The sequence below is a fragment of the Streptomyces racemochromogenes genome (assembly GCF_044129415.1).
Lineage (GTDB): Bacteria > Actinomycetota > Actinomycetes > Streptomycetales > Streptomycetaceae > Streptomyces > Streptomyces racemochromogenes_A.
Genome location: NZ_JBBDHD010000068.1, coordinates 13,403 through 38,146 on the forward strand (window position 1 = coordinate 13,403; position 24,744 = coordinate 38,146).

Annotated in this window: 19 protein-coding genes and 1 pseudogene; 10 read left to right on the forward strand and 10 right to left on the reverse strand. The window is 69.8% G+C overall.

The genetic code is table 11. The annotated features are described in order from the left end of the window. Positions 1–104: 104 nt before the first annotated feature. Both WDV06_RS23485 and WDV06_RS23490 read right to left on the reverse strand, forming a co-directional pair. Entirely contained in the window at positions 105–287 is a 183-nt protein-coding gene (locus WDV06_RS23485; RefSeq protein ID WP_395511750.1) for a hypothetical protein, read from the reverse strand. A gap of 791 nt (positions 288–1,078) precedes the next feature. Then, complete coding sequence (locus WDV06_RS23490; RefSeq protein WP_395511751.1) at positions 1,079–3,937, reverse strand: tetratricopeptide repeat protein; 2,859 nt, start codon at positions 3,935–3,937, stop codon at positions 1,079–1,081. A 1,131-nt stretch (positions 3,938–5,068) separates the two neighbouring features. On the opposite strand from WDV06_RS23490, the gene WDV06_RS23495 reads away from it, so the two are divergent. After that, on the forward strand, positions 5,069–6,064 hold the full coding sequence (locus tag WDV06_RS23495; RefSeq protein ID WP_395511752.1) for a hypothetical protein: 996 nt from the start codon (positions 5,069–5,071) through the stop codon (positions 6,062–6,064). Positions 6,065–6,076: 12 nt separating this feature from the next. Here the strand turns inward: WDV06_RS23495 and WDV06_RS23500 are convergent, their stop codons facing one another. Continuing rightward, entirely contained in the window at positions 6,077–6,505 is a 429-nt protein-coding gene (locus tag WDV06_RS23500; protein ID WP_395511753.1) for a hypothetical protein, read from the reverse strand. Between the two features lie 210 nt (positions 6,506–6,715). Next, entirely contained in the window at positions 6,716–7,126 is a 411-nt protein-coding gene (locus tag WDV06_RS23505; RefSeq protein WP_395511754.1) for a hypothetical protein, read from the reverse strand. 160 nt (positions 7,127–7,286) lie between these two features. On the opposite strand from WDV06_RS23505, the gene WDV06_RS23510 reads away from it, so the two are divergent. The 3 genes from WDV06_RS23510 to WDV06_RS23520 all read left to right on the forward strand — a co-directional run bounded on the left by WDV06_RS23510 (position 7,287) and on the right by WDV06_RS23520 (position 9,697). Further along, positions 7,287–7,481, forward strand: coding sequence for a hypothetical protein (locus tag WDV06_RS23510; protein WP_395511755.1), 195 nt, complete (start codon positions 7,287–7,289; stop codon positions 7,479–7,481). Positions 7,482–7,687: 206 nt separating this feature from the next. Continuing rightward, positions 7,688–8,116: a hypothetical protein gene (locus WDV06_RS23515; protein WP_395511756.1), complete on the forward strand. Its 429-nt coding sequence runs from the start codon at positions 7,688–7,690 to the stop codon at positions 8,114–8,116. A 198-nt stretch (positions 8,117–8,314) separates the two neighbouring features. Beyond that, complete coding sequence (locus WDV06_RS23520; protein WP_395511757.1) at positions 8,315–9,697, forward strand: cytochrome P450; 1,383 nt, start codon at positions 8,315–8,317, stop codon at positions 9,695–9,697. Positions 9,698–9,864: 167 nt separating this feature from the next. Here WDV06_RS23520 and WDV06_RS23525 read toward each other — a convergent pair whose 3' ends face one another. After that, entirely contained in the window at positions 9,865–10,071 is a 207-nt protein-coding gene (locus WDV06_RS23525; protein ID WP_395511768.1) for a polyprenyl synthetase family protein, read from the reverse strand. 688 nt (positions 10,072–10,759) lie between these two features. On the opposite strand from WDV06_RS23525, the gene WDV06_RS23530 reads away from it, so the two are divergent. Next, positions 10,760–12,496 carry an IS1182 family transposase gene (locus tag WDV06_RS23530; RefSeq protein ID WP_395511758.1) on the forward strand — a complete coding sequence of 579 codons (1,737 nt, stop codon included), beginning with the start codon at positions 10,760–10,762 and terminating at the stop codon, positions 12,494–12,496. Positions 12,497–12,737: 241 nt separating this feature from the next. Here the strand turns inward: WDV06_RS23530 and WDV06_RS23535 are convergent, their stop codons facing one another. Then, positions 12,738–13,229, reverse strand: coding sequence for a hypothetical protein (locus WDV06_RS23535; RefSeq protein WP_395511759.1), 492 nt, complete (start codon positions 13,227–13,229; stop codon positions 12,738–12,740). Positions 13,230–13,486: 257 nt separating this feature from the next. Between WDV06_RS23535 and WDV06_RS23540 the strand changes: the two genes are divergently transcribed. Beyond that, positions 13,487–13,756, forward strand: coding sequence for an SDR family oxidoreductase (locus tag WDV06_RS23540; RefSeq protein WP_395511760.1), 270 nt, complete (start codon positions 13,487–13,489; stop codon positions 13,754–13,756). A gap of 803 nt (positions 13,757–14,559) precedes the next feature. Beyond that, positions 14,560–15,543 (forward strand): AraC family transcriptional regulator, encoded by a 984-nt coding sequence (locus WDV06_RS23545; RefSeq protein WP_395511761.1) that lies wholly within the window; start codon positions 14,560–14,562, stop codon positions 15,541–15,543. Positions 15,544–15,948: 405 nt separating this feature from the next. On the opposite strand, the gene WDV06_RS23550 is transcribed toward WDV06_RS23545, so the two are convergent. From WDV06_RS23550 to WDV06_RS23560, 3 genes and pseudogenes are all read right to left on the reverse strand, one after another. After that, entirely contained in the window at positions 15,949–16,710 is a 762-nt protein-coding gene (locus tag WDV06_RS23550; protein WP_395511762.1) for a hypothetical protein, read from the reverse strand. An 11-nt stretch (positions 16,711–16,721) separates the two neighbouring features. Next, positions 16,722–17,492: pseudogene (locus WDV06_RS23555) on the reverse strand (IS5 family transposase). Positions 17,493–17,669: 177 nt separating this feature from the next. Next, on the reverse strand, positions 17,670–18,737 hold the full coding sequence (locus WDV06_RS23560; protein WP_395511763.1) for a hypothetical protein: 1,068 nt from the start codon (positions 18,735–18,737) through the stop codon (positions 17,670–17,672). 1,409 nt (positions 18,738–20,146) lie between these two features. On the opposite strand from WDV06_RS23560, the gene WDV06_RS23565 reads away from it, so the two are divergent. The 3 genes from WDV06_RS23565 to WDV06_RS23575 all read left to right on the forward strand — a co-directional run bounded on the left by WDV06_RS23565 (position 20,147) and on the right by WDV06_RS23575 (position 23,057). Continuing rightward, positions 20,147–20,689 (forward strand): hypothetical protein, encoded by a 543-nt coding sequence (locus WDV06_RS23565; RefSeq protein ID WP_395511764.1) that lies wholly within the window; start codon positions 20,147–20,149, stop codon positions 20,687–20,689. A gap of 427 nt (positions 20,690–21,116) precedes the next feature. Continuing rightward, positions 21,117–22,160 (forward strand): polyprenyl synthetase family protein, encoded by a 1,044-nt coding sequence (locus tag WDV06_RS23570; protein WP_395511765.1) that lies wholly within the window; start codon positions 21,117–21,119, stop codon positions 22,158–22,160. A 507-nt stretch (positions 22,161–22,667) separates the two neighbouring features. Beyond that, positions 22,668–23,057, forward strand: a complete 390-nt coding sequence (locus tag WDV06_RS23575; RefSeq protein WP_395511769.1) for an STAS domain-containing protein — start codon at positions 22,668–22,670, stop codon at positions 23,055–23,057. 710 nt (positions 23,058–23,767) lie between these two features. On the opposite strand, the gene WDV06_RS23580 is transcribed toward WDV06_RS23575, so the two are convergent. Continuing rightward, on the reverse strand, positions 23,768–24,334 hold the full coding sequence (locus tag WDV06_RS23580) for a hypothetical protein (RefSeq protein WP_395511766.1): 567 nt from the start codon (positions 24,332–24,334) through the stop codon (positions 23,768–23,770). Between the last annotated feature and the right edge of the window lie 410 nt (positions 24,335–24,744).

Sequence of the window (24,744 nt, forward strand, 5' to 3'; positions counted from 1 at the left end):
ACGCTTGAACACCACGAACCTTGGCCCCCTGCGGGCTCACAGCTTTGACAGGCCGGTGCCCTGGCGGCGGTCCCCGGCGGGGTGCCTGGTGCGGGGTGTGTTGGTCAGGTGTGGGTGAGCCAGCCGGTGGTCATGTCCGTCTGGTCGCGTGCGTGGTGGGCGCGTTCTTGGAGGAGGCGGCGGAACCCTGGTAGGGCGTAGCGTTCGCCGCACGCGGTGCCGGGGCCTGGAATGCCGGCGATGTCGGCCATCAGCTGTTGGGGCTGGGGCTGCCAGCCGACTACCAACCAGTCTCCCGGCGCCGCGGAGCGCTGGCCTTCCGGACAGGCCGGGTCGATGGGGTCTAACCCAGTCGGTTCGGGTAGCGGGGCGACGTCCATAGCGGGGACACCGAGGAACCAGGCCAGGCGTCCTGGCACGGGAGAGGGCGACGGCCAGGACGGCGAGGACGCACCACGGGCCGGGAAGGCCCGCCGCTGCGCGTGGCCGTGCTCAGGTGTCACTCTTCGGCCAGGAGAACGCGCCGCAGGTGCAGTCGGAAGGTGGCCACCGTCCCAAAGGGGTAGCCCTTTCCGACGCAGATTCTCCCGCACACCGCACCGCACACTGCCGCCCGCCTCGTCGAGGAGATCCTCCAGGCGGTACGCCGCGGCGACGACCGCTACGTCGATCTCCTGCTGCGCCGTCTGGCTCAGGTGGGGAGCATGCGCGATTTGTTCGAGCTCCGGCACCGCCTTCACCAGATGTGACGCCCTCTGCTCCCTCCGCAGCCACGATCTGATGGGGTTCGCGGTCTGCCCGCCACCGGGGCTGGCGGGGCTCCAGCCCGGCAGGGGTGAAGTCGATGGAGAATCCGTACCCGGTCGGGGAGGCCAGCACGTCGAAGACGGTGAGGGCCGGGCGACCGGCACCACGTCGTCCACCCGACTCGCCGGCGTGTGTACGGCCACCGGCTCCGGCGGCCCCGGCCCGACCGGGTCCAGCGCGATCCTGGCCTCCTCCACCAGTCCAGTTCATCGTTACCCGCCTCCCCCTGCACACAGCGGTCCTGCCAGCGCCAACCTGGCCAGGCGATTCATCATTCTGAGACTCCGGCGGCCGGGTTCCGGGGCTCAACCCCCGGCTGGGGGACCGGCTTCGGGACGGTCTGGTCTGGGGTCTCAGGCGGGGCGTCGGCCGTCCCGTTTTCGAGCGTTTCCAGGACATCGCCACCTGGGCCCTGACATGACTCAAGGGCTGCTCGCTGTAGCCAGTCCCCCAGGTCGCGGAATGTCTGTAAGGTCTCGGGGCGGGCGGGACCGAGTACCCGCAATTGATCGGCCAGCAGCTCCGCGAGGGCGGCGGCCGCGCCTGCCGCATTCCCGGCCTTCCCCTGCCAGAGTGCCAGGTTGTGGCGGGTGGACAGAGTGTTGGGGTGGTGGGGGCCGAGCACCCGCAATTGATCGGCCAGCAGCTCCGCGAGGGCGGCGGCCGCGCCCGCCGCATCCCCGGCCTCCCCCCGCCAGTTCGCCAGGTTGTGGCGGGTGGACAGAGTGTTGGGGTGGTGGGGGCCGAGCACCCGCAGCTGATCGGCCAGCAGCTCCGCGAGGGCGGCGGCCGCGCCCGCCGCATCCCCGGCCACCCCCTGCCACAGCGCCAGGTTGTTGCGGGTGATGAGGTTGTTGGGGTGGTCGGGGCCGAGCACCCGCAGCTGATCGACCAGCAACTCCGCGAAGGCGGCGCCCGCGCCCGCCGCATCTCCGGCCCGGCCCCGACAGAAGGCGAGTTCGTGGCGGGTACGCAGGGTGTGGGGGTTGTCGGGGCCCAGCACCCGTTGAAAGTCGGCCAACAGCTCCTCCAAGGCGCTGACGGCTCCAGTGGCATCTCCTGCATGCCCCCGCCAGGAAGCAAGATTGATGCGGAGAGTCAAGGTATTGGGATGGTTGGGACCGAGCACCCGTTGTAGGTCGGCCAACAGTTGCTCCGTCATGGAGACAACACTGGCGTCGCCCATCCGGCCTCGGTAGAACACCAGGTCGTGGTGGGTGGTCAGGGTGATGGGATGGTCGGGGCCGAGCACTCGCAGCTGATCGTCCAGCAACTCTTTCAAGGCGGCTATGGCGGCGGGGGCATCCCCGGCCGTCCCGTGCCAGGCCGCCAGGTAGTAACGAGCCTTCAAGGTGTCGGGGTGGTCGGCGCCCAGATGGCGCACCGCGCTGGTGTGCAGAATGGTGTAGGCGTCGCGGGCGGCGCTGATCTGGCCGATTTCCTCAAGGCTTTCTGCGGTGCGAAACAGTACGGGGCGGCCGCCGGCATCGGGATCCCATAGGGCGGTACCAGTGGCCTGGGCCAGGGCCGTGGTGTTGGCGCGTAGGATCTGACCGAGGTCGTCGTGTTCTGTCTGTGGCCACACCGCCAGCAGAGCGTCGGCGGCTGTGTCGGCAAGCGCGGCGAGCAGTTCCGGGCCGGTTTCGGGCTGGGTGGCGAGGTTTTCTCGTGTGGCGCGCTGGATGAGCTGGTGGACGCGGACCTCACGATTGATGCTCGTCCGATCATGGTCGATCAGGCTGTGGCGGTGCAGAACTCGCAGTGCTCCATCAACCATCTCCTCGCTTACCCGGACGAAGCCTGCGCCGGGGGAGTGGCCGGAGTCCGGGAGAAGGCCAGTGAGGTAGTCCAGTGCTGATGGGCTGGTCAACACGGCTTGAGGAATGCCGCCCGGATCCAGCACGCTGGCCACCTGCAGCAGTGGCCGAGCCAGGCCGACCGGTTCGGCCCGGTCAGCCTGGCCGATGGACAACTCCCAGGTGGCCGAGACGATGCGCTGGTGGTCATCGGGCAGATCTGCTCGCTCGGGCAGCAAGCGGGGCAGCAGGTGGGCGGCGAGGCGTTCCCGGTATACGGGAACGGTGATGTCGGCGTTGAGGATGTAGGATGCGGCCTGCGATAGCGCGAGCGGCAGATAACCCAACTCCGCGGCCAGTGCGTCGGCCTGTGCGGGCTCGGCTGCGGAAGGCCCGAGTTTGGTGTGCAGGTAGGAGTGGGCTTCCGCGGGGCTGTAGGTCCCGACGGTGATGGTGTGCCGGTCGGTTCCTTGAAGAGCGGCGTGGCGGAGCCGGGTGGTGACCACCACCTGCCCGCCCGCCGCCGAGGCGGCCGCCGGCGGCCACAGCCCGGTCAGGTCGCCGGGGCTGTGTACGTCGTCCAGCACGACCAGCCACCAGCAGTCGGTCGTGGTTTCGGCCCAGGACACAAACTCCCGCGCCGCCGCCTCCGGGTCATCACGGTCTGTTGAAGGAAGGCCGAGCCGTGACGCGGTGTCGGCGTAGGCGGAGATGATCCCTTCTCGGGTGGCGGCGTTCACCCACACCAGCACCCCCACTCCCTGCTGCCAGGCGCGGCGGGCGTAGGCGGCGGCGAGCTGGGTCTTGCCGACCCCGCCCATCCCGGCCAGCACCCGCGTCGACTCCTGAACCTCCGTGTGGGCGAGCACGACCGTGCCGTCCCGCTCGGCCGCCCGCTCCAGCCCAGCCCCCACTGCCCGAGTTTGGAAACAATCCGCTGCCCGCGGCACCACCCCCACCCGGATCTGCTCCCACACCACCACCGGCGTACCGAAAGAGCGCGCCCCGGGCGGGCGGCCGCCCTTGTTCTGCCGCTCCTCGCGTGCCCGCTTCCACACCTGCCGCCACCAAGCATCCGTCTCGGGCACGAACGCCGACGTCCGCTGCTGAGCCCGGCCACGCAGGAACACCACCAGCCACGCCGCGATCTTGGGATCGACCGGGACATTCTTGCCGGCCAACCAATCGCTCCACGACTGCGAGGTCACCTTCAACGGCGGGACCTGCGCAGCGGCCTGCCGCTTGACCGCAGCCCCCGTCGGCTTCCCGGCTGCCTCCCACAGCACCCGCAACGCGGCCGTCCACACCCCCGTCGCATCCAGCGGCTCACCCACCCGCCGACCCCCTTCGCCCTTCACCCGGATCCGGACCGTAAACCATCCGGGAAACCCGGCCCGTCGGGCATCTCCCGTCATCCCCGAGGTCACCAGCGTGCACCGCCCCGCTACCCGAACGTGGTCAGAACCGGGAAAGTCCCCGGACAAGTCGCGTCAGCGGCACCAGGCCACGGCACCGCCGAGGCCGCCGCCGAAAGGCCGACGCCATGACCCATAACCGTCCGCGCCGCGAGCGCCTGCACCGTCTCGTGCGAACCGCAGCCCGAGCCGCCTTCCGTGGCGCCATCACCGCCGCGGGCGCGGCACCCATCCAACTGGCCCTCTGGTGGATCACCCACAAGTAGATCCACCTCAACCCGTGGAGGTTCTCTGCGCGCCCGAGCGGCCACGAGGGCGTGCAGAGAACTCCAGGGATCCATGCCGTCGGCTTCGGAAATCGACGATCGGTTCGGTCAAAGACCTCGGGGAACCGGCCCCGATCCAATTAAACCAATCGGGTGCCCAGCTGCCAGTCGTTGAAGTCGCCCGACCATGCTGACGGGGCCGGGCGGGGTGCCGGCGGGCAGGATGAAGGTGACCTCGGTATGGGTGTTGCGCAGGTGCGTTCCAGCAGGGGCGTGCTCCAGACAGGGCGGCCGGGACGGGGTACCGGGCCATGGTGGGCCGTATGTCCACACGCCGCGCGGTCGACGCCCCGGACGGCAGACCGGCGTCACCCTCCCGCCGCGGCCGACGCGGCCTCTGCGGTTCCGGCGGGGCCGCGCTGGCGCTGTTCCTCAGGAGACGGGACGGAGGGGGACGGCGGCGATGATGGTTTTCCCACTGCGGTGGAAGCGTATGAAGGTGGTGGGGGCGAGAGCCTTGATCACACGCCAGCCGAAGCCGCCTGGTGCGTGAGGGGAAGGCGGCCGCAGGTGGGGCTGGAGCGTAGAGCCGTTGTGGCTTCGTTCACGTGAAGTAGCAGCGTTTGATCAGCAGTTGGCGATCTTGAGTGCTGGAGATGCTCACGAGAAATGACGTCGCCGTGGTGGGGTGCCACCGGAGTGCGGCAGAAGCGGTCCGTCTCTTGATCACTGGTCGTTAGACTCCCGGCGTTCGGATGCTGTCGATGGACTGGAAGGCCAAGCCATGGACGACGACCGTTGGGACGACTGGCCGGAACGGTGGGTCGGCACGGACTGCGACGTGCGGGCGGCCGTCAGCGCGATCCCGCGGGAGGTCAAGGACGGGTTCAGATACGACGAGGTCCCCTGGCAGCGGTTCCGGCACTTCTACGGCCCGGGCGAGGAGATCCCCGGCCTGCTCGCCACGCTCGCGTCCGGGGACGCCGAAGCTGCCGACGGGGTCTTGCGGCAACTCTGGACGAGTCTTCACCACCAGGGCAGCACGATCGCGGTGGGGGCACTGGCGGTGCCGTTCCTGCTCCGGATCGCGGCGACCGCGCGCCCCGAACTCCGTGCCCAAACCCTTCGCCTGGTCGCCGAGATCGGCCGGTGTCAGCACATGGGGGACGGATCGCGGGAAGGCCTGCTCCAGGTCGCCGAGGAGCCGTTGATGATCGAGGGCAGCACGATGTGCCCGGTGGACTGGACGATCCAGGCCGCCCGTCAGGCCGTCACGGACGACCTGCACCTTCTGCTCCCGCTTCTCTCCGACCCTGACCCCGAGGTCCGCTCTGTGACCGCCTACGTTCTGGCGGCTGCGACCGGCGAGCTTTCACACGTCTCCTCTGCTCTGCACTCCAGGCTGGCGAAGGAAGACGATGCGGTAGTCCGGGTGAGCTTGATCCTGGCGATCGCCCAACTCGCCCGCGAACACCAGGATGAACACGCTCTCAAGTGGGCCCGGGGCCTGTGGTCGGATCCCGGGCGACCGCCCGAGGTCCGCATCGGCGCCGGCCTGGCCTGGCTGTGCCTGGTCACCGACCCCGCCCCCGACGAGCTCCGCGCCCTCCTCACCGACCCCGACACCCGTCAATACGACGGCCTGCTCCAGCCGGTGCCATGGCTCACCTGGATCGACCCCACCGGCGTCGGGCTGCGCAGCTGCATCGACGAAATGCTCACGGCGAACATCCCCGAAACAGTGCTTGATGATCCTTGGGGTGGAGGACCATCAAGCTGAACCATGCAGCGGTCAGCCGGCTTTGGCGGGCGCTTCGGTCCGCGCCCGGGTCGAGGCGAGCCGGTAGGAGTCGGTGCCGGTTGCCAGACCGAGTCCACGGCCTTCCTGATCGTCCGCCACGACACGTTGTACTTGCGCGAGATCTCCCGCATCGTCATGCCGTCTCGGTGGTCGCGCCGGATCGCGGCGTACAGCTCGACCTTCGACACCTGCGGCATGACCAGGGCCTTTCGCCAGGAGCACTCCCGATGCTGGCCTGGCAAGTACCCCGGTGACGTCGAAACTCGGACAGGACTCGTGATTAAAGCCAGCCAGGCATGGTGCGGTGCCCATGTCAAGTTCGCCGGCCAAGGCCACAACCGTCCGGCGGCCCTGCACGCAGACGTCAAGCTCGAAGGTGGGGAACATGCTCGGACCGCCCGTTTCGGGATCGGAGCCCATTACGGTCGGCTCCCCGTTGTCGGGGCGGAGAAGGCCGTCACGCGCACGGCATACGGGCCGCGCACAGAGCGAAACCGCCCCGCCTGCCATCGAACACAGAAGGCGACCGGGCAGTGGCTTTGAGTGCTCACCAGACCAGGCTGGTAGTTCTTCGAGCGTGTCACGCCCGCGCCCCCAAGGCCAGAGGTGCCTGCCGGACCCTTGCGGCCATCACTGTCGTGCCGCACCGTCCTGCCCCCACGGGCGGGGGAGGAGGTCGTCGACGCCGCCCTGGCGGCGCACCAGGGCCCGCACGGCCCGCAGGGCGTCGTGGGTGGGGGCGTGGACGGGCAGGGCGGGCTGATTGGCTCGGATGAGGTAGCGGACCGCCGCCTGTGGCGTGGCCACCGCCATGGGAAGGCCGGCGGCCGCCCAGTGACGGTAGGCGCGCAGAACCACCGACACCGTAGCCGCCGTGCCCGCCGCCGCACCGAGGGTCAGGACCAGGCCAGCGGGCCGGTGCTCGTCGACCAGCTGGTCGACGGCCTGGGCCAGAGCCGCCCGCTGCTCGGTGCCCACCGGCTCCTCCAGGGTGAGCAGGAGCATGTTGTCCTCGACGAGCAGACGGCTGCGCAGGTCCACTGGGCACTCTCCAGACGTTTCAGAGCCCGGGCGGGCTCGCCCAGGGAACTGCGCACCCCGCCAACCGGTCACTGTGTCGCGGCCGCCTGCTCATCGCGGCGGCCGGCCGGGACGGCCTGCACAGGGGTGACCTGGACCGCGACTGCGGCGTTGAAGGGATGTGACCATTACCAGGAGGCTCACGCCCACCATCGGCGCACAGCACCACGGCAGCGAAGAAACGGTTCCGCGCCCGGAGCTGGAGCCGATCTTCACCGATCTCGCCCGCCAGTGGGAGACGGACGGCCGTCTCGTGCCCGGCCGGGCGGACGAGGAGTGGGCGATCCTTGCCCGCTCACCCTGGCCGCCCCGCTGACCTGTGGGCACGACCCGTGCGCGCCGCATGCCGGGAGCTCGTGGCATCGACATGGCCCGCCCACTCCTTCCGGTTCGGTCCGGGGGTGGCGGGGCAGGAACCGATCACGACGAAGTCGCCGCCCGGACGAAGCCGGGAGCGTAACGTGACCGCCGGTGGCGGCCCGGGGATGGGCTGTGTGGGGTAGTGCGGGATGGTGTTGGTGGGTGAGGCAGGCTGTGAGCGGTGACGCGGACGGTGACCTCCTGGACGTCTACCTGGCCGATCTGGCGGACCGGTGCGGGCGGGCTGTTTTCGAGGCGGTGGTCGCCGCGGCCCGGGACACCTGCGCGATGCTGTCAGAGGGGCATGCGGCGGTGCTGGCCGGCCCCGAGGGTTCGGCGTTCGGGCCGGATCTGCAGCGGGAGTACCTGGCTTTGCTGGCGGTGCTGATGACCGGCCGGACCGACTGGGAGGTCATCACCGTGCCCACGGCCGACGGTGAGGGCTGGGCGGTGGTCGAAGCCGAGATCGCCGCCGACCCGGACACCACGCGCGCCGTCCGCGCCCGCATCACCGCCGCCGAGGCCGACCGGACCCGCGCCATGGACGTACTCGCGTCGGCGTTCCCTCCTGCACCCCGGCGCCGGTCCTAGACCGAGAACACCAGTGCTCCCTCCCCCTGACGGCCCTGCGGACGGCGTGGTGAAAGAGGCTGATGCTGCGCAGTTCGTGGCCCACCACCTGCACGGGATGTCGACTCGGGCGACACGCGCCCGGGTGTCCCGGCCTTGACGGGGCCTTCCCTTACGGTGGCGCCTGACCGTTGTGCCGTCAGGGGGTTTCCGCTGCCCGTGTTCGCACCATCTCCTCGGCTGGACCTGGTCCGCGGCCCGCGGGGGCTGCCCGGGCTGGGAAACCTGCTGGCGTTCGGGAAAGACCCGCTCGGCTTCCTGACCCGGCTGCGCGAGGACTTCGGGGACGCCGTCTCCTGGCCGCTGGGCCCCTTGCGCAACGTGCTGGTATCCCACCCCCAGCACATCGGCGAGGTGTTCGCGGCACGCGGGACCACCTTCGACCTCGCGGACATCAGCTGGGCCCTTCAACAGATCTCCGGCGGCAGCCTCATCCGCAGCAGCGGCGCCCAGTGGCGACGCAAGCGCTCCCTCATCCAGGCCACTCTCCGACCTCGCCAGGTACGGGCGCACGCCGCGACCATGGTCGACTGCGCACGCTCGGCGGCCGACACCTGGCACGAGGGCGAGCGGATCGACGTGGGAGTCGAGATGGCCGCCATCGCACAACGCAACGTGGTCCGCACGCTCTTCGGCAACGACACCGGCGAGCAAACCCGCGCCCTGTGCGATGCGGTGGAAACCGCCGTGAACGCGGTGGGTCATGAGATGCGCAGCCCGACTCTGCTACTGCCCGACTGGGTGCCCACCCCCTACCGCCGACGTGTCCGAGCCGCGATCGCGGTGGTGGACGCCGAGATGCACCGCCTCATCCGGGCACGCCTGGATTCCCCTGATACCGAGGAGCGAGACGACCTGCTCAGCAGGCTGCTGAGAGCCTGTGACGAACACGGACACGCACTCTCCCCCCGGGAAGTCCGAGATGAGGCCCTCGGCCTGTGGACCGTCGGCCACGAGACCACCGCCATGGCACTGACATGGACCCTGTACTGCCTCTCGCACGCGCCGGCAGCCTATGCCCGGCTCGAAGCCGAGCTCGCGGACGTACTGGCCGGCCGACCACCCGCCCTTGAGGACTACGACCGGCTCGTGTGGACCCGGCAGATCATCAACGAAGCGCTGCGCCTGTACCCGCCCGGCTGGCTCCTCACCACCGTGGCACGTGACCGGGCGACGATCGGCGGTACCGCGATCCCGGCCGGAACCGTCGTCTGGTGCAGCCAGTGGGTCACGCACCGCGACCCCCGCTGGTTCCCCGACCCCGACGTCTTCCGCCCCGAACGGTGGAACCCCGCCTCCGCGGACCCGATCCCCGACCACGCCTGGTTCCCCTTCGGCGGCGGCCCCCGAGGCTGCCCCGGATCCCGGTTCGCACTCGTTGAGACCACCCTTGTCCTCGCCACACTCACCCAGCGCTTTCGCTTCGACGTCCCCGGCGACGTGGCCCCGTACGCGGCCTTGTCCCTACGGCCCGCACAGCCGGTTCACGCAACCGTTCACAAGCGGACCCAGCCACTGCGCCAAACGAAGGCCGCCCGCTGACAGCCCCTCCGGCGTGAGGCAGGGCGGCGGCGCCCACGGCCTAAATGCCGCGTGCCCCGCGGCCCTTCGCCCAGGCAGCGCTCCAACATCCGCCTCTGGACGGGATCGGCCCGCCGGTGCCCCATGGCGACTACGACCGTCGGCTTGCCCTCACGCAGGTCGTCCAGTCACGACTTCCCGGGCTCGTTTGGATCGCCGAAGACACCGAGCAGGTCGTCGCGCAGCTGAAAGGCTTCACCCAGCGGCAGTGCGGAGGCACTCAGGGCCTCAGCCAGCCGCGTAGCGCCTTCGCCCAGAGGGCAACCGATGTGCAAAGGCCGCTCGACCGTGCACTTGGCCGTCTTGTAGCGGGTGATCGTCAAGGCGCGGTCCAGGTCCGGTCCGCGCTGGGCACACCGGTAGTGCTGACGTCCAGGTACTGACCGTGTATGACCTCACTGCGCATCACGTCGTGCGGAGCCAGGACGTCCGCGCGCCGGCGGGGGGTGAAATGGGCCGTGGGGAGGAGTTCGTCGGCCCAGCACAGGGCAAGGCCGCCGATGAGGACGGCGGCGGCGTCACTGGTCCGGCCGCGGTGGCGCCGGGCGCGGTCGCGCCGTAGTGGTCGGCCAAGGCGCGGTGGCCGCTGGGCAGGCCACGGCGGGTCCCAGGCCCCGCTGGAACGCTGCTGCTCTTTGCTCGGCCCCTTCCACCCCGCGACTGGCCGCGGGGGGCGGAAGACGGCTTCTGAGCGGGCTGCACGCCCAGTGCGGTCAGCCGTGCCTGCTGCTCGGGCAGCAGCCGCGCCCAGGTGGTGGGCTGCTTCTGCTGGTGGAACCAGCGTCCGATGTTGTCGCCGTCCAGCAGCATGCCGGGGCGCTGTCAGGCAGCTGCCCGTTGGCTTGGCCCGCGAGAACGGGCTCTGGCACAACTTTTGGATGCTGTTGGTGATCTTCGCTCGGAGGGGTGAACTCATTCCGACACGCCGTTCGTGCTGGCGGCCGGTGTGCTGCCGTTGTTGAGCGGGGGTGGTTCTGCCGGTCGGAGGGGGCCGGGATGGCAATGGGGTGTGGTTCTGGTCGGGTGGTTCCGCCGCTGACCGTGAAGATGGCCCGGGCGAGCAATCCGCGGGGCACCGCAGCGATGTGGATGCGTGACCGCCTGGACGAGTTGTTCGTCGACGAGGACTTCGTCGACTGGTATCCGGCGAACGGGCGTCCGGGCCTGTCACCAGCCCGGCTCGCGCTGGTATCGGTGCTGCAGTACATGGAGAATCTGACTGATCGGCAGGCGGCGGAGGCTGTCCGGTGCCGGCTGGACTGGAAGTACTGCCTGGGCCTGGAGCTGGACGATGCGGGGTTCGACTTCTCGGTGCTGAGCGAGTTCCGTGACCGGCTGGCCGAAGACGACCGTGCAGACCGGCTGCTGGCAGTGATGGTCGAGCGTCTTGCGGCTGCGGGCCTGGTCAAACGCCGAGGCAGGGTCCGAACCGACTCGACCCACGTGCTGGCGGCAGTACGACGCCTCAACCGGGGCGAACTGGTTGCCGAAACACTTCGGGTGGCTCTGGAAGAGCTCGTGGTCCAAGGCGAGGAATGGCTGGCCGGGCTCGTCACCGCGGACTGGGGTGATCGCTACGGCCGCCCGGTCCGGTATGACCGGCTTCCCCGGGGAGGTGACGCCCTGATCGCCTACGTCCTGCGGGTCGGCGAGGACGGCATGCACATCCTGCGAGCCGTCCATGACGCTGACGCCCCACCCGACCTGCGGTCACTGCCCGCAGTCGAGGTCCTGCGGCAGGTCTGGGTCCAGCAGTACTGGATCGACGAGAGCAGCCAACTGCGCTGGCGGGGACCAAAATCCAGCCGGGACCGGGCAAGCCGCAGGACGACCGAACGGCGCAACACGGGCAAGGCCTCAGCGGATGGCCGGCCCGATCCCGCTTCGGCGAGAGTGCCGTGGTCCGGGATGGAGATCGTCACCCCGCACGATCCCGAGGCCCGCTACAGCCAGAAGGTCACCGCCGCCGGACAGCAGGACTGGATCGGCTACCGCGACCACCAGACCGAGACCTGCGACGAGACCGGCCCGAACGTGATCGTCCAGGTGACCACCCGGCCGGCGCCCGAGCAGGACATCGACGCCCTCGACCGAATCCACCAGGGACTGACCAGGCAGGGCTTCCAGCCCACCGAACACGTCGTCGACAGCGGCTATATCTCGCCGGACAGCATCCATCACGCTGCCCAGCAGTGGAACATCACGCTCTTCGGGCCGGTCCGTGACGACCCGCACGCGAACAAAAGGCCCGGCTTCGCCAAGAAGGACTTCCACATCGACTGGCAGGCCCGGACGCTGACCTGCCCGAACGGCGTGACGAGCCCGCCATGGAAACCCACACTGGGCGACGGCCACCCCCGGCTCTCCGTGCTCTTCCCGCGCAAGGCCTGCCGCGAATGCGCTGACCGACTCAAATGCACCGGCAACGTCGACGGCAAGGGCCGCCATATCTTCCTGATGCCCCAGCCTCTTCAAGAGATCCAGACACAGAACCGGGCCGAGCAGACCACAGCCGAGTGGCGCCGCCGCTACGCGATCCGCGCTGGCTGCGAAGCCACGGTCTCCGAAACGGTCCATGCTCGTGGCCTGCGGAACTGCCGCTACCGCGGCATGGCAAGAACCCACGTCCAACACGTCCTCACCGCAGCCGGAACGAACATCATCCGGCTCAGCGAGTACCTCTCACCCGGCATCACACCGCCCCACCGACCACGCCCCAGAAGCCGATTTCACACGTTCTGCCGAAGCCTGCCCACCTGAAGATCACCAACAACATCACTTTTGTGGAGCTACGCCGTGCGCGCTCCAACGCCAAGGCCCGGACCGTCTCTGACCTACGGGTTTCCGCCTTCTCGGACCTCGGCGTGCCCGGCCTCTGGCCGACACCACAGACGTTGTGCCAGAGCCCGAGAACGGACAGCGAATGTTCACACTTCGGGAGGCGCGAGCGATTCGAACGGTCAGCAGCCTGAGGCGCCTCGGAGGCGCCGCTCTTCTCTGCTCACCTCGGAGGCGCGGAACTCTCACCGACGGCGGCAAGAAGCTCGAAGGGGAGCTCTCGGTCTCCCTGGCCGATAGTGAGGCCGAGCCAGCGGCCGGCAGACGGCACCCGCCAAACCTGCATGTCCATGGCGACATTGCTCAAGTAGCTCAACGGCTCGGGCGCCTCGTTGCCAGGGTAGCCCGGGTCGTCAAGCCCGAGATAGGGCCGCAAGTCAATAGTCTGTGGGGCACCCCAGCGAGCAGTGAGAACGACAGCCAGCGCGGCAAGGTCGGCTGCCAGCTCCCCTTCGGCCGCGTCGACGATCTCGGTGCTCCGGTCTTCCCAGAAGTCCTGGCTCTCACGAAGCACCGCCAGGTGGAAGCCGGGCCCGCCCCACTGCCCGTTCGCGTCCGGTCGGCCCTCCTTGTCAGGGAAGGGTCGAAGGATCACGTCGTCGAGGATCGACAAGTGGTCGTTGGCTTGGTCTGCGGACGGGTTCAGAGGGGGCATGGCCGAAGCGTAGCTTCGCGGCCCACCGGCTACGGCCTGGCCGTCGGGGCAGCTCGGCCCACATCACGAGTATCGAGCAGAGCCCGGGTCAGCTGCCTCCCGGAAGTGGTGAACATTCGCTGTCCGGTCTCCTCGTGGACAAAGCCACCGGTGCCACGCAAGCAGGGCGTCAACGAACTCTTTGAACGCTATGGGGCCGATGTGGCACTCGTCAGCCAACCCTTCGCCTGGTCGCCGAGACCGGCCGGTGTCAGCACATGGGGGACGGATCGCGGGAAGGCCTGCTCCAGGTGGGACCGCATGGTGCGACAGCCAACGTCGTGCTGCCCGGGTACGTCTCGGGCACCGAGTTCTTCGGTGCGCCAGCCGATAAGAAGGAACTCGCCAGGCGCCGGGCCCAGACTGTGGGCATGGTCGGGGAGCCGCAGGACATCACGGCGGCCGTTGCCTTCCTGACCTCTCCCGAGGTCCGCTACATCACAGGCGAATTCCTCAACAGCAACGGTGGTGCCGTGCTCGGGCGCTGACCGTGAGCACGAGAGCGGTCCCTGTCCGAGGTCTGACCAGCGCGGCCTTCGTCCTCGGCGAGGCGTTGGCTATCCCGGCCGGAGGATGGTGGGGTCGTGCAGGCCTTCCTGAGCGTGGCCTGTGTACGCGAGCTCGCGGTAGCCCGGCTACCTGACGGACCTGTCAGGCGATCCGGCTCAGCCCTGCCCTCCACCCGGAGAGGTTGCTGCCCTGGCCGCGCGCCCGGCCCTGGGCGAGTTGGTGGCCGAGGCCGTGTAGCTCGGCCCGGACCAGGCCGCCGCCCGTCTGGGCGTGTGCCGCAGCACGTGGGACCACGTGGTCGGATAGGTCCGTCACGCCCAGCAGGTGCGGGTGAGGCTCGGCGTGGCCCGCAGCGGAACCGTCTGGATCCCGCTCTACTGGGGCCGGGGACATCGACCGGTTGCCCGCCGCCCGCCCGGTGGGGTGTGGAGGGGGAGGGCGGCGATGATGGTTTTACCGCGCATGCCGACTGGGGGCAGGTGCACGGTCGGCCCGTAGCGGCGGTGCAGGACCCACACAACGGGGGCACGGACAGTGAGCACGCGTTCCCTGCCGGACGGGTGTAGCAGGAAGGCGCAGGATCCGGGCAGCCGGGCGTTGTGGTCCAGACCACGGCCCGACCAGTCGGCGGCCCTGACGCCGGTGCGCGGTTCGCGGCCGCGATACAGACAGAGGGCGTCGGCGAGGGGGCGAATCCTGGGGTAGGGACGTAGGCTCGAAGGCGTCGGCGTTCGCACCGTGAGCGGCTGCGGATGCCCTGCTCGGACCCGAGGGAGGGGCCGTGGTCACTGCGCTGATTCGGCAGGAGTCGTTCGAGACGGCGGATCCGGATGTGGCCCGCGCGTTCATCGAGCAGGTCTACCACCAGGCACCCCACCTGCACCTGGTCGGCCCCTCGGCCGTAGGGCCGATCGTTTCCATGGAGCAGATCGCCGCAGGCCAGCTGATGTCGGCCCGGATCACTCTGACGCCCGAGTTGTCCGTCCAGGTCGACCCCGCCGCCGCGATGACCATCGAGGTGTTCACCGAGGGCGCCGTGGAGAACTACGCCGGCGACAGCACCACCCGGTACACGGCCGGTGACGTCGCCGTCGTCACCGGACCCGGGCTGGCCTACCGGTGTGTCAGCGAGAACGTGCACGGCCACACCCTCTCCCTGCCGGCCACTGTCATCGCCCAGGCCGCTGGTCTTCCGCCAGGGCAGACCCCCAAATCGTGGACAATCCTGCGGCCCACGCCCGTCGACCACGCCGCCGCCGACCTGTGGCGCAGTGTGAGTTCCTACGTCGCATCCGTCCTGGAGACCCCGCAGGCGGCCGCAAGTTCGCTGCTGGTGGCGAACGCTACCCGGCTGCTCGCCCATACCGCACTGGCGGTGTTCGCCACCAGCCTGACCGCCGATGCCACGCCTGTTCTCCTCGACGGGGCCGACGCGACTCCGCAGACGGTACGCAGGGCGGTGGCGTTCATCGAATCCAACGCTGACCAGGACATCGCTTTGGCCGACATCGCGGCGGCCGCCGGTGTCACGCCCCGGGCGGTTCAGTACGCCTTCCGTCGGCACCTGGACACCAGCCCGCTCGCCCACCTGCGGCGGGTACGGCTGGACGGGGCCCACCGAGACCTGCTGGCCGCAGACCCGGCCGCCTCGACCGTGACGGCGATCGCCACCCGGTGGGGTTTCGCACATCCCGGACACTTCGCCTCCCACTACCGGGCCGCGTACGGGACCTCTCCGAGCAGCACCCTGCACGATCGGGTCTGAGCCGCGCCGTGCCGGTCACATCAGGGCCCGCACGACCATTCCGGGACCGGTACGAGGCACGCTGACCTGGACCCCAGCAAACACCACGCTTTGCACGCTCGCACGCACGTCGCTGCTCAACTGACCCCGCCTCGTCCCGGGGCCCGTGCCTGCCGTCCGGCCCCTCGCGCTCCATCGACGCCATTTACTTCACAGCCCCGGCGGCCGCCGACTGACCCGCCTCGATCCTCGCGTCACCGGCGGTAGGCACTTCGAAATGGGGCATCTACGGCGAGCGCGGGGGCGTTCGCGAGCGCTGCCACGTGGAGCGGAATGTTCGAGAATGGCGTCCTGCCCCGCGGCCGCCACGCCTCACGAGGGCGACTAACTGATCGTTTCAGAATGAGATGGGCTTATGGCAAGACGTCACTCATAGGCGGAGCGGCGGTTGAGGACCTCGTTCCATACGTCGCCGCCATCAGCCCAGCTCCAGAGCCAACGTCGCAGCGATGACGACGCATGTCGCAGGCCGTCATGTGGGTCTTCGCCCCATGTGGGCTCCCAACCGTCAGCGTCGTAAAGGAGCACCGGGTTGTCGATCGCAGTCAAAGAGAGGTGCCACTCCATCGTGCAGCCGCCGTACGCGAGGTGGAGCCACGACGCCGGCACACCCTGAGTCCGGTTCCGTTCGTAGACGCTGACCGCACACGGCCAGTCGTAGAGGTGCCCGAGTGGACGGTTGCCCTCGGTCAGTGAGGCGAGTCCACTGTCAGGGCCAAAGCCACCGTCGGCGACCTCGGTGTAAACGCGCCGCAGCAGTTCGGGGAGAGGGCGTCCGATTCGTCGTTCCGCCTTCTCCACCTCGGCCGGAGCGATCGGTGGGAACAGCGGCCCACGGGAAGCATCGGCGTAGTAGACGGCTACCTCCTCGGCCCCTGCCTTGAGCTGGACTGTTCCGTTGCTGCCATACGACACGATGTCGTCTCGGTCCTGGTCCAACCGCTCGCTGCCGTAACGCTCGGTTATCCACGCAACAGGAACGTCCGCTGCGTCGAAGCGCCGGCCCGGGTCCCACGCACGAGCCCGCAGCCTCTCGATCAGCGTGTTGTCGTCCCTCTCCCCAGTGTTGGGCTCAGGGAGGGGCTCACGGCAACGTGTCGCGGGCCTGTCGTATGGAAGGTACGTCATGCGTCGGGAGCTTACTGCTGGGTTGTGACTGCGTGCCGGAGCCGCCGGAGGCAGATGATGCTGCAGGCGAGTTCGAGCAGACAATGATGAAGGTGGGCGCGCTGCTCGTATCGGATGCGAAGTCGTTTGAACTGGTGGAGCCAGGCGAAGGTCCGCTCGACGACCCATCGGGTACGCTCGAGTCCGGAGCCGTGGACAACGCCGCGGCGGGCGTCAGTGGCTTGATCCCGCGCTTCCACAGCAATCGGCGGTACTTGTCGTAGTCATCCCCTCGGGCGGCGAAGAGCCGCTTCGGCCGGTTTCGCTGGCGTCCGCGCCGGCCTCGGATACGAGGTATCGCGTCCAGGAGAGGGGATCAGCTGTGTGACGTCATGCCGATTTCCGCCGGTCAGGGAGACGGCAAGCGGGGTGCCGTGGCGGTCGCCGATCAGATGATGCTTGGAGCCAGGGCGCCCGCGGTCCACCGGCGAAGGACCGACGTGGGCCCCCCTTTGAAAGCCCTGATGTGGGAACCGTCGATCGCCACGTCGTCCATGTCCAGCAGACCAGTAGCCCGCAGCTCCGCGAGAAGTGCTGCGTGCAGGCGGGGCCAGAGGCCGGCCTTTGTCCAGTCCCGCAGACGAGGCCAGGCGGTCACGCCGGAGCAACCCACAATCTGGATAGGCACGTCGCGCCAGGCCACGCCCGTGCGCAAGACGTACAGGATGGCGCCCAGCGCGACCCGTCGGCAGCAGCGTAGCCACGCGTTTCCAGAGGTCGTCAGGAACAAGATCGACAGACATCCTGCAGACACTGCCCGGCTACGCCGTCAGTCGTCAAAGCCATTCATTCTGAAACGATCAGTAAGCCCGCAGCCAGGGCTCGTCGCCGGAGGGGCGGGGTCGGTCGCCCAGGACTGATGTCCTGGGCGACTCCGGCCGCACGTTGTTCCCTTTTGCCTTGCTGCAGGCAGCGATCGCTTACCGGGCCTTACGCGACGGCCGCGACACGGACGCCGGGACCCCGTCGCCACTGCGAAGTACGGCAGGCGTAGGGGAGGTGTTCTGCGTCCAGGCCTCGTCCCAGACGAAGTTCTGGCCGTTGACGTCCCCGTGCGTCTGCCACACCTGGCCGGAGGTTGTCACGACCTTCACCCATGCGTCGTTGCCCTGGGAGTTGAAAGCTACAGCGCACACACCTGCAGGGTAGTTGGGGTTCGCCGGATCGGTCGCAGTCGCGACCGTGTTCGTGAGGTCCTGCCACACGATGGTCCCGCCATTCGACGGAGCGCGGCCAGCGTAGGTGCGGCCACCGGTGAGCACTGCCTGAAAGTCCTCCGTGTTGTTGGGGCTTTCAGAGTCAATGTCGGAGCACGGTCCTGCGGCACCGGTCGGGCCTGTGGCGCCGGTCGGGCCTGTGGCGCCGGTCGGGCCGGTCGGGCCGGTCGCGCCGGTCGGGCCGGTCGGGCCGGTCGCGCCGGTCGGGCCCGTGGCGCCGGTCGGGCCTGTGGCGCCGGTCGGGCCTGTGGCGCCGGTCGGGCCTGTGGCGCCGGTCGGGCCTGTGGCGCCGGTCGGGCCCGTTGCGCCGGTCGCTCCGGTCGGGCCGGTCGGGCCGGTCGGGCCCGTGGCGCCGGTCGGGCCCGTCGCGCCGGTCGGGCCCGTCGCCCCGGTCGGACCCGTGGCACCGGTCGCGCCGGTCGGGCCCGTGGCACCGGTCGCGCCGGTCGCGCCGGTCGCGCCGGTCGGGCCGGTAGGACCGGTGTCGCCCTTGGGTCCAGTTGGGCCGGTGGGTCCGGTCGGCCCCGTGGGGCCCGTGGGGCCCTGGCATTTGTCATGACCGCGGTTGTCGCCGTCACCACCGAGATACGTGTCCAGCAGCTGCCCCTGAAGCCGCTCGCCCTCGTCGTCCTCGTCGTGGTGATGGTGCGGCGTCTCCTTGCAATCGCCGCCGCCAGAAGCCGACCACGCCACGGTCTCTGCCCTGACAGGCACAGCCGCGACGGCAATCGGGCTCACGAAACCGACCAGCACGATGGACAATGACGCCACGGCGCCAGCCGTAGACCAGGCCCCACTTCGCGGCAGCGGGCCGAGCTGAGCTCTCATCTGATGCTCACGACTCATGAAGACTCCTTTGGGAAGTACCGCGCACCAAAGACCATTGACGTCCCGGTCGCAGGAACGAACTTTCCCGAGCCACCGCGGATCGCGATCACGACGCCGCACAGGGAATATCTGTGATCAGCACATCGGCCTATTTCACTCCTACCAATGGGCGTACGGATTGCCGAAAGAAATCAAACCGATCGGCCTGGGTAGGCGTTCGCGACGATCGCAGGCCCCAGGCAGGGGCGCGGCACCGAACCCCTCCTGCTGACATCCGAACCTTCACCCGTTCGCGCAGCGACCGCGATATGGTCACGCCGGTGTGCGGGTTTGCACCGTCCACCTCCACGGCCCTGGACGTCTGTAACGTTCAGAGGGGGCGCCGTCCAGTCACCTTACTCGCTCGTACAGTTGCCCGGAATCCGCGACGCGTGCGGGACCAGGTGCCAAGCACGCCACGCAACACATCCCACGGGAAGACGGATCCTTGCGGAAGCCACCATTGGCCGAGCCGCCGCCCTTCATGATCACGGGTATCTCCGACTGCCCCCGGTACCGCAGTCGTGTAAAGCCGTGGAACGGCCCCGCGAAGGGCAATCCATGCGCCGCCGTATCCGTGTCACCGTGATCGCTGCCCTGACTGCCACGCCGCTCCTGCCCCAACGCCGTCGTCCTGGCCACTCCCAACGACCAGCGCGTCAGGCTTACCGTCTACCACCTCCAACATGCGCAGCACCGCAGCGCACCGGCTGCGCCGGCGTCGGCCAAGCCGCGCCACCACGGGTGCCTCCCGACGGTCGGCGGCCCCGCGCCCTGTCGACTCGCCCGGTTCCTGAGGCGCCTACAGGGCTGGCATGGGCCCCGTCGACAGTGGAGTCGACCGACACGAGCCGACGCTCGCGTGGCTGGCCCGCCTGCGGGGTGCCGCCGCGGAAGGGCCGGCGGGCGGGGTTGTCCAGCGCGGGGTGCGTAGGCCGGCCCGGCCGAGGGCTGTGCCTGCACCCGGCACGACTGCGGCGGAACTCGTCCCGACAGCTTGGTGCCCCGAACACGGCAACGCGGCCCACGCTGCACAGCCCTGGCGGAGCAGCGCACCACCGCAGCACACACCCCTGATCCGGCCAGACGCTCGACGCCGACATACATGGATCTGCGTGAGCAGGCCCCGCAGACAGTTGCTGATGCGGGTGGCTTCGCCGGCCAGGTCGCCCTCGAAGCCGACGATCACCCCCAGCTCGGCGATGGTCGTCCGACGCACAACCGCAGGGACTCTGCGCGAGGCACCGGTGCTGGTGAAGACGGGCCCGTGAACGGCCCTACCCTGTCTGCGGCAGACTCTTGAGGAGGAGCGGATGGACTCACCCGGATATGGCCCGGGCGGATTGCCGACCTGGAGCGCTTCCGCAGCGGCCCTCGGCGCCTACGGCCGCCATCTCCCCGACATCCGGTTGATCACTGCTCTGTTGATCGGTTACCAGGCGAGCCATCGGGAGCTGGTCGAGCGGTCCCTTCGCGGTGTGGCCGCTGTCCTGTCGGAGATCGACTTGCTCCGTCTGGAGACCCGTGCCGAGCTCCTGGAGGTCGGCGCCGTCCTCGACGCTTTAGCCTTGTCCTGCAGGCCCGGACCGTACCGTCTGGGCGAGGACCCCTACGAGGAAGATCCCGAGCCGGCAGATGCTGGGGTTGACCTGCGCACCGACGCCGCAGGTATCGCCGAGCAGCTGGTCGCCTACGACCGTATCCACGGCGGCGGGACGACTGCTTGTCCGCCGGCGCACCCCGGCGGGGACCGGGACACCGAGCGGGACATGGCCCGGGCCTACCTGCGCCGGGAGTGGATCGCTTTCCGCGAGGGCTTCTTCCCCAGCCCCGCGTCGCAGCCGCCGCCGAGCTGACCCGGAATTCGGACGAGCGGTAAGAGCACCTGGTGCTCATCGCTTCTCTCGGCCCCCCTTTGTTCGTCTCCATCGGGCCCCGACGGAGACCGGGGGCGCACCGCGTGTGTTCCAGCGCCGGGACACGAGCCGGGCGCACCTCCTCCCAGCGCCGTGCGCCACGTGCGTCTTTACAACGCCCACCGCTGGGGAGAAAACTGCGGGTTGGCTGGCTTCCGGCCGCCTGGTCTGCCCCGATGAAGACTTCTCCGCGCATGACCAGGCCCACCCTGACGTTCAACACCGTTGTGCGCTGCCGCGCGTGCCCGCACCTGCGGCGTTCTACCCGCCTGCGGCGCAGTGTCGGGCGATGGTGTCGCCTTCCCTGTCACGGTCGCCAGACAGGGTTGGCGAAGGTGCTTCGCCCGGCCCGTGACAGGAAGAGGACATGGACCATCCTTCCCCGACCCACATGGTGCCTGACGGACCGGACTGGCTGAGTGATGCCCACTGCAGCCTCGAAGCGAGACTTCGGGAGGCTGTCGCCCATCTGGACCCGGCCACGCGCGAGGCCGTGGACCAGTGCTTCGGGTGGCGCAACGGAACGGACCGGACCAGTGCCGTCTCCACCGGCCGAGAGCTCGCCACCCTGACGCTGCTGACGGCCTGTCTGTCCGGCGGGGACGGGCGCCGTGCCCTGTCCGCGGCTCTGGCCTGCGAGCTTGCGTTCCACGCGGCGGTGATCCACGACGACCTCCTCGACCACGACTTGACCCGCAACGGCAGGTCGGCTGTGTGGAGCGTGTTCGGGCAGACGGCGGCGATCAAGGCCGGCAATGCGCTGACCGCGGTCGCCTTCAACGCTCTGGCCATCTCCGTGCCCGAGCAGGCCGGCCTGACGACCGGCTGGCTGGCCAGAACCTTGGCCAGGGTCAACGCCGGGCAGCTCCTCGAAGTCCAGTTCGCCTCCCGCACCAGCATCTCCCCGGCCGAATACATGGGCATGGTGGACAGCAAGGCCGGCGCCCTGGCCGCATGCGGCTGCGCGCTCGGCGCCGTCTTCGCCGGCGCCGGCGCCGACACCGTCGCCGGCCTGGCCGCCTTCGGCAGCCGCCTCGGAGCCCTCTGGCAGCTACGCAAGGACTACCTGGGCATCTGGGTAGACCCCGCGCTCACCGGTAGGCCCGCCCACCACGACCTCAAGAGTCGCAAGAAGACCTACCCCGTCCTCGTGGCCCTCGCCCATACCGGCGACCGGCGAGAGCGCCTTGCCCAGTTGTATCACCACACCCCGCCCGGCCCGCTCAGCGACCAGGACACCCAACGGGCCGCCGAGTTGATCGAGCTGTGCGCAGGCCGTGAGGGCACCCTGGATGAGATCCGCCGCCTGCTTGACGAGGCGCTCGCCCTTGTAGAGCGCTTCGTCCCCGACTCCACCGCCCGTGAGGCCCTCACCGGCCTCGCCTCCGACTACGCCGCCGTCGGCCAGTGACCCGCCCGCCCCCCCCGGGCGATGGAAAGATCCCTTCGCCGAGGCCGCACCGCAGCCGAGTGGTGCGAACTTGGGGCCGCCCATTCTTCCCAGGCGAGATGGCGGCCCTTGCGGGGGCTGTAGCGGCTGGAAGCGAGCCGGTGCCGCGCGCCGGGCCCCGGCCGGGACGACGCCGCTCTTTGCGCTGCGGGCGCACCAGGCCGCCCAGTGAAGACCCCTGGTGTCGACCTGGACCTGCTCGCCGGGCCGCAGCGCCGTGGCGGGAGTGAAGGCCCGCCCTTCGAAACTCGCTGGCGTCTGGCGGGCCGGTCCGGGGGGCGGGGCGGCGGACCGGTGCCCAGTACATCGGTGTTTCGCTGCTGGGACGGTAGCTTCGTCTACGGGGAAGCTGTGGCGGGGCGGGCGTGGGGACGGTGGAGGCAAGGCCGTCGTGTGCCCGTGGTTGCGTGCGGGCGGTGGCCGGGCTCCGGCCGCCGGCCGGAGGGTGAAGGAAGGCCGGGTGTGGCCATGATCCACGTGACCGAAGAGTCTGTCGTCGTTGAGTTTCCCGCCCAGGGCGGCGGTGTCGTGGTGTGCCGGGTGCACGGTGAAATCGACATCGAGGCACGCGGACGCCTGCGGGAGGCGCTCGCGCAGGCCGCCGCCCGCGCCACAGCGGGCGTGGTGGTCGACTGCGCGGGGCTGGACTTCGCCGACTCCACCCTCCTGAACGCCCTGATCATGCTGCGGCGGCAAGCCGGCGCCCGTCACCTGCGTGTTGCCCTGGCAGCTCCCACACGGCAGCTGCTGCACCTGCTGGACCTCACCGGCACGACTGCCTTGCTGCCCTGTTTCCCTTCCCGGGCAGCGGCTGTCGCCGCCCTCGGCTCGGCCCCCAGAGCCTGGTGCGGCACCTGAACGCCACCGGTGCGCAGGTTCAGGGTGCTGCCCGGCGAGATCCCGTACGCGGCCCGGCAATGGGAGGCCCCGGGTGCCCGAATCCCCACCGGGCAGCGATCTCCGCCACCGATGAGCCGGCCGGGTCCGCGGCCAGGAGGTCGGGTCGGCGTGGACGCCATCCAGGCGTACGCGCCGCAGGTGTGAGCGGGCTGGTGTCCAGGTGCGGCGGAAGGCGCACTGCACCGCCCGCGCCGTGACACCGGCCGCCACTGCGATATCCGCGAGATCGATGTCCCGATGCCTTTCGACTCGATGAACGCCGCTGCCCTGCGCACCGTCGGTGGGATCGCGTCGGCACCGTCCACGAGAACAGGCGCGGTATCGGTGGCGAAGCTGGTGGCGAACACCGCAAGCGCCGTGTGGGCGAACAGCCGGCTGGCGTACGTCGCCTGGGGGCCCCGCGCCCGAAGTTCGCCGACCGCTGTGGAGTTGCCGGCTGGCGAGACGGGCGTGGTCGCGCTTCAGGCCGGTGTGGGCGGGTTTCACCGTGCTGTCCAGCATCTGGGCCTGCGGCTTCAGCTTGGTGGCGGCGGAACCGGTGGTGTCTCACACCGCTGTCCCCGGGTGCCGCCAAAAGGACCGAACACTTGAGAGGGGACCTCGGGCTGTCAAGCGGTGGCCCGTCACCGAAGGCCGCCCCTCCCTCCCCGGCCTGGGCAGTGTCCGTGTCAGCTCTCCCGCTGCGCCCGCCCGGGACGGCCCAGTCCCTCGATCCGGGCGGCGAAGGCGGGGTCCGCCTCGCACTGGCGCTGCCGGCGTCGTTTCCGCTCGGTCTGGTAGTCGGCGCGGGTGCGCTCCTCGGCGGCGGCCAGCCGGTCAGGGGTGGTGGCGAACTTCGGGGCGGCCCATTCCTCCCAAGCCAGCCAACGCCCCTCACGCGGGCTGTAGCGGCTGGAAGCGAGCCGGCCTCGGGCCCCGGTGTTCTCCAGCTCCCGGTAGGTCGCCTCCGACATCCCCAGCTCCCGCCCCACCTGTGCCCGGCTGCGCCCGGTGAAAATCCGCAGATGCCGCAGGGTTTCCCGGTCGACGGTGCACAGAGCGGCCGGCTCGGCCTCGACCGCGTGGGCCAGGAGCACGAGGACGGCGGGGCGGGGGGTGCGGGTGCCGGCCAGGTAGAGGCTCACGGCCCGCTCGGTCACCTGGGCGGTGCGCGCGATGTGGGGCACGGTGGCGCCCGCGGCGGCCCGGGCGGCGCGGAAGCGGGCCGCGTCGAACCCGTAAGGGGTCTGGCTCACACCTTTCATCTACCCGCCCTGGGCAAGGTTCGTTCACCCTGAACAGACCGTCGAAGACGGGGTTCTTCCACGGTCCGTTCAGGGTGGGGCGCACGACGGTCGCGGGCGGCCGGTTCGGAGAGGATGGCGCTGGCTCCGGCGGAGATCGGCCGAGCAGGAGCGGGGCAGCCTGTCACGCCCAGTATCGCGAGGGCGGTGAGCTTGTCGCGCCCGGCGGTCTGCTCGTTGAGCAGGGCCATCACCCCACAGGCCGGCGGGGCGTTGGTTACGGCTCGGGTGTGGGCGGGGCGTGGGGCGGAGTCTGCTGGGGCTTTTCGTTGCGGGGGTGGTGGTGCCAGGCGGTGTAGAGGCCGGTCAGGGCGGAGGCGTAGCCGGCGAGGGCCTCGGGGGAGATGTGGCCGACGAGGATC

What these genes read in the sequence shown, in the direction of transcription:
- WDV06_RS23575 (WP_395511769.1), top strand. Translation starts at nt 22,668, where the DNA reads ATGATCCACGTGACCGAAGAGTCTGTCGTCGTTGAGTTTCCCGCCCAG.
- WDV06_RS23570 (WP_395511765.1), top strand. Translation starts at nt 21,117, where the DNA reads ATGGACCATCCTTCCCCGACCCACATGGTGCCTGACGGACCGGACTGG.
- WDV06_RS23565 (WP_395511764.1), top strand. Translation starts at nt 20,147, where the DNA reads ATGGACTCACCCGGATATGGCCCGGGCGGATTGCCGACCTGGAGCGCT.
- WDV06_RS23540 (WP_395511760.1), top strand. Translation starts at nt 13,487, where the DNA reads ATGGGGGACGGATCGCGGGAAGGCCTGCTCCAGGTGGGACCGCATGGT.
- WDV06_RS23500 (WP_395511753.1), bottom strand. Translation starts at nt 6,505, where the DNA reads ATGGGCTCCGATCCCGAAACGGGCGGTCCGAGCATGTTCCCCACCTTC.
- WDV06_RS23535 (WP_395511759.1), bottom strand. Translation starts at nt 13,229, where the DNA reads ATGCCCCCTCTGAACCCGTCCGCAGACCAAGCCAACGACCACTTGTCG.
- WDV06_RS23495 (WP_395511752.1), top strand. Translation starts at nt 5,069, where the DNA reads ATGGACGACGACCGTTGGGACGACTGGCCGGAACGGTGGGTCGGCACG.
- WDV06_RS23550 (WP_395511762.1), bottom strand. Translation starts at nt 16,710, where the DNA reads ATGACGTACCTTCCATACGACAGGCCCGCGACACGTTGCCGTGAGCCC.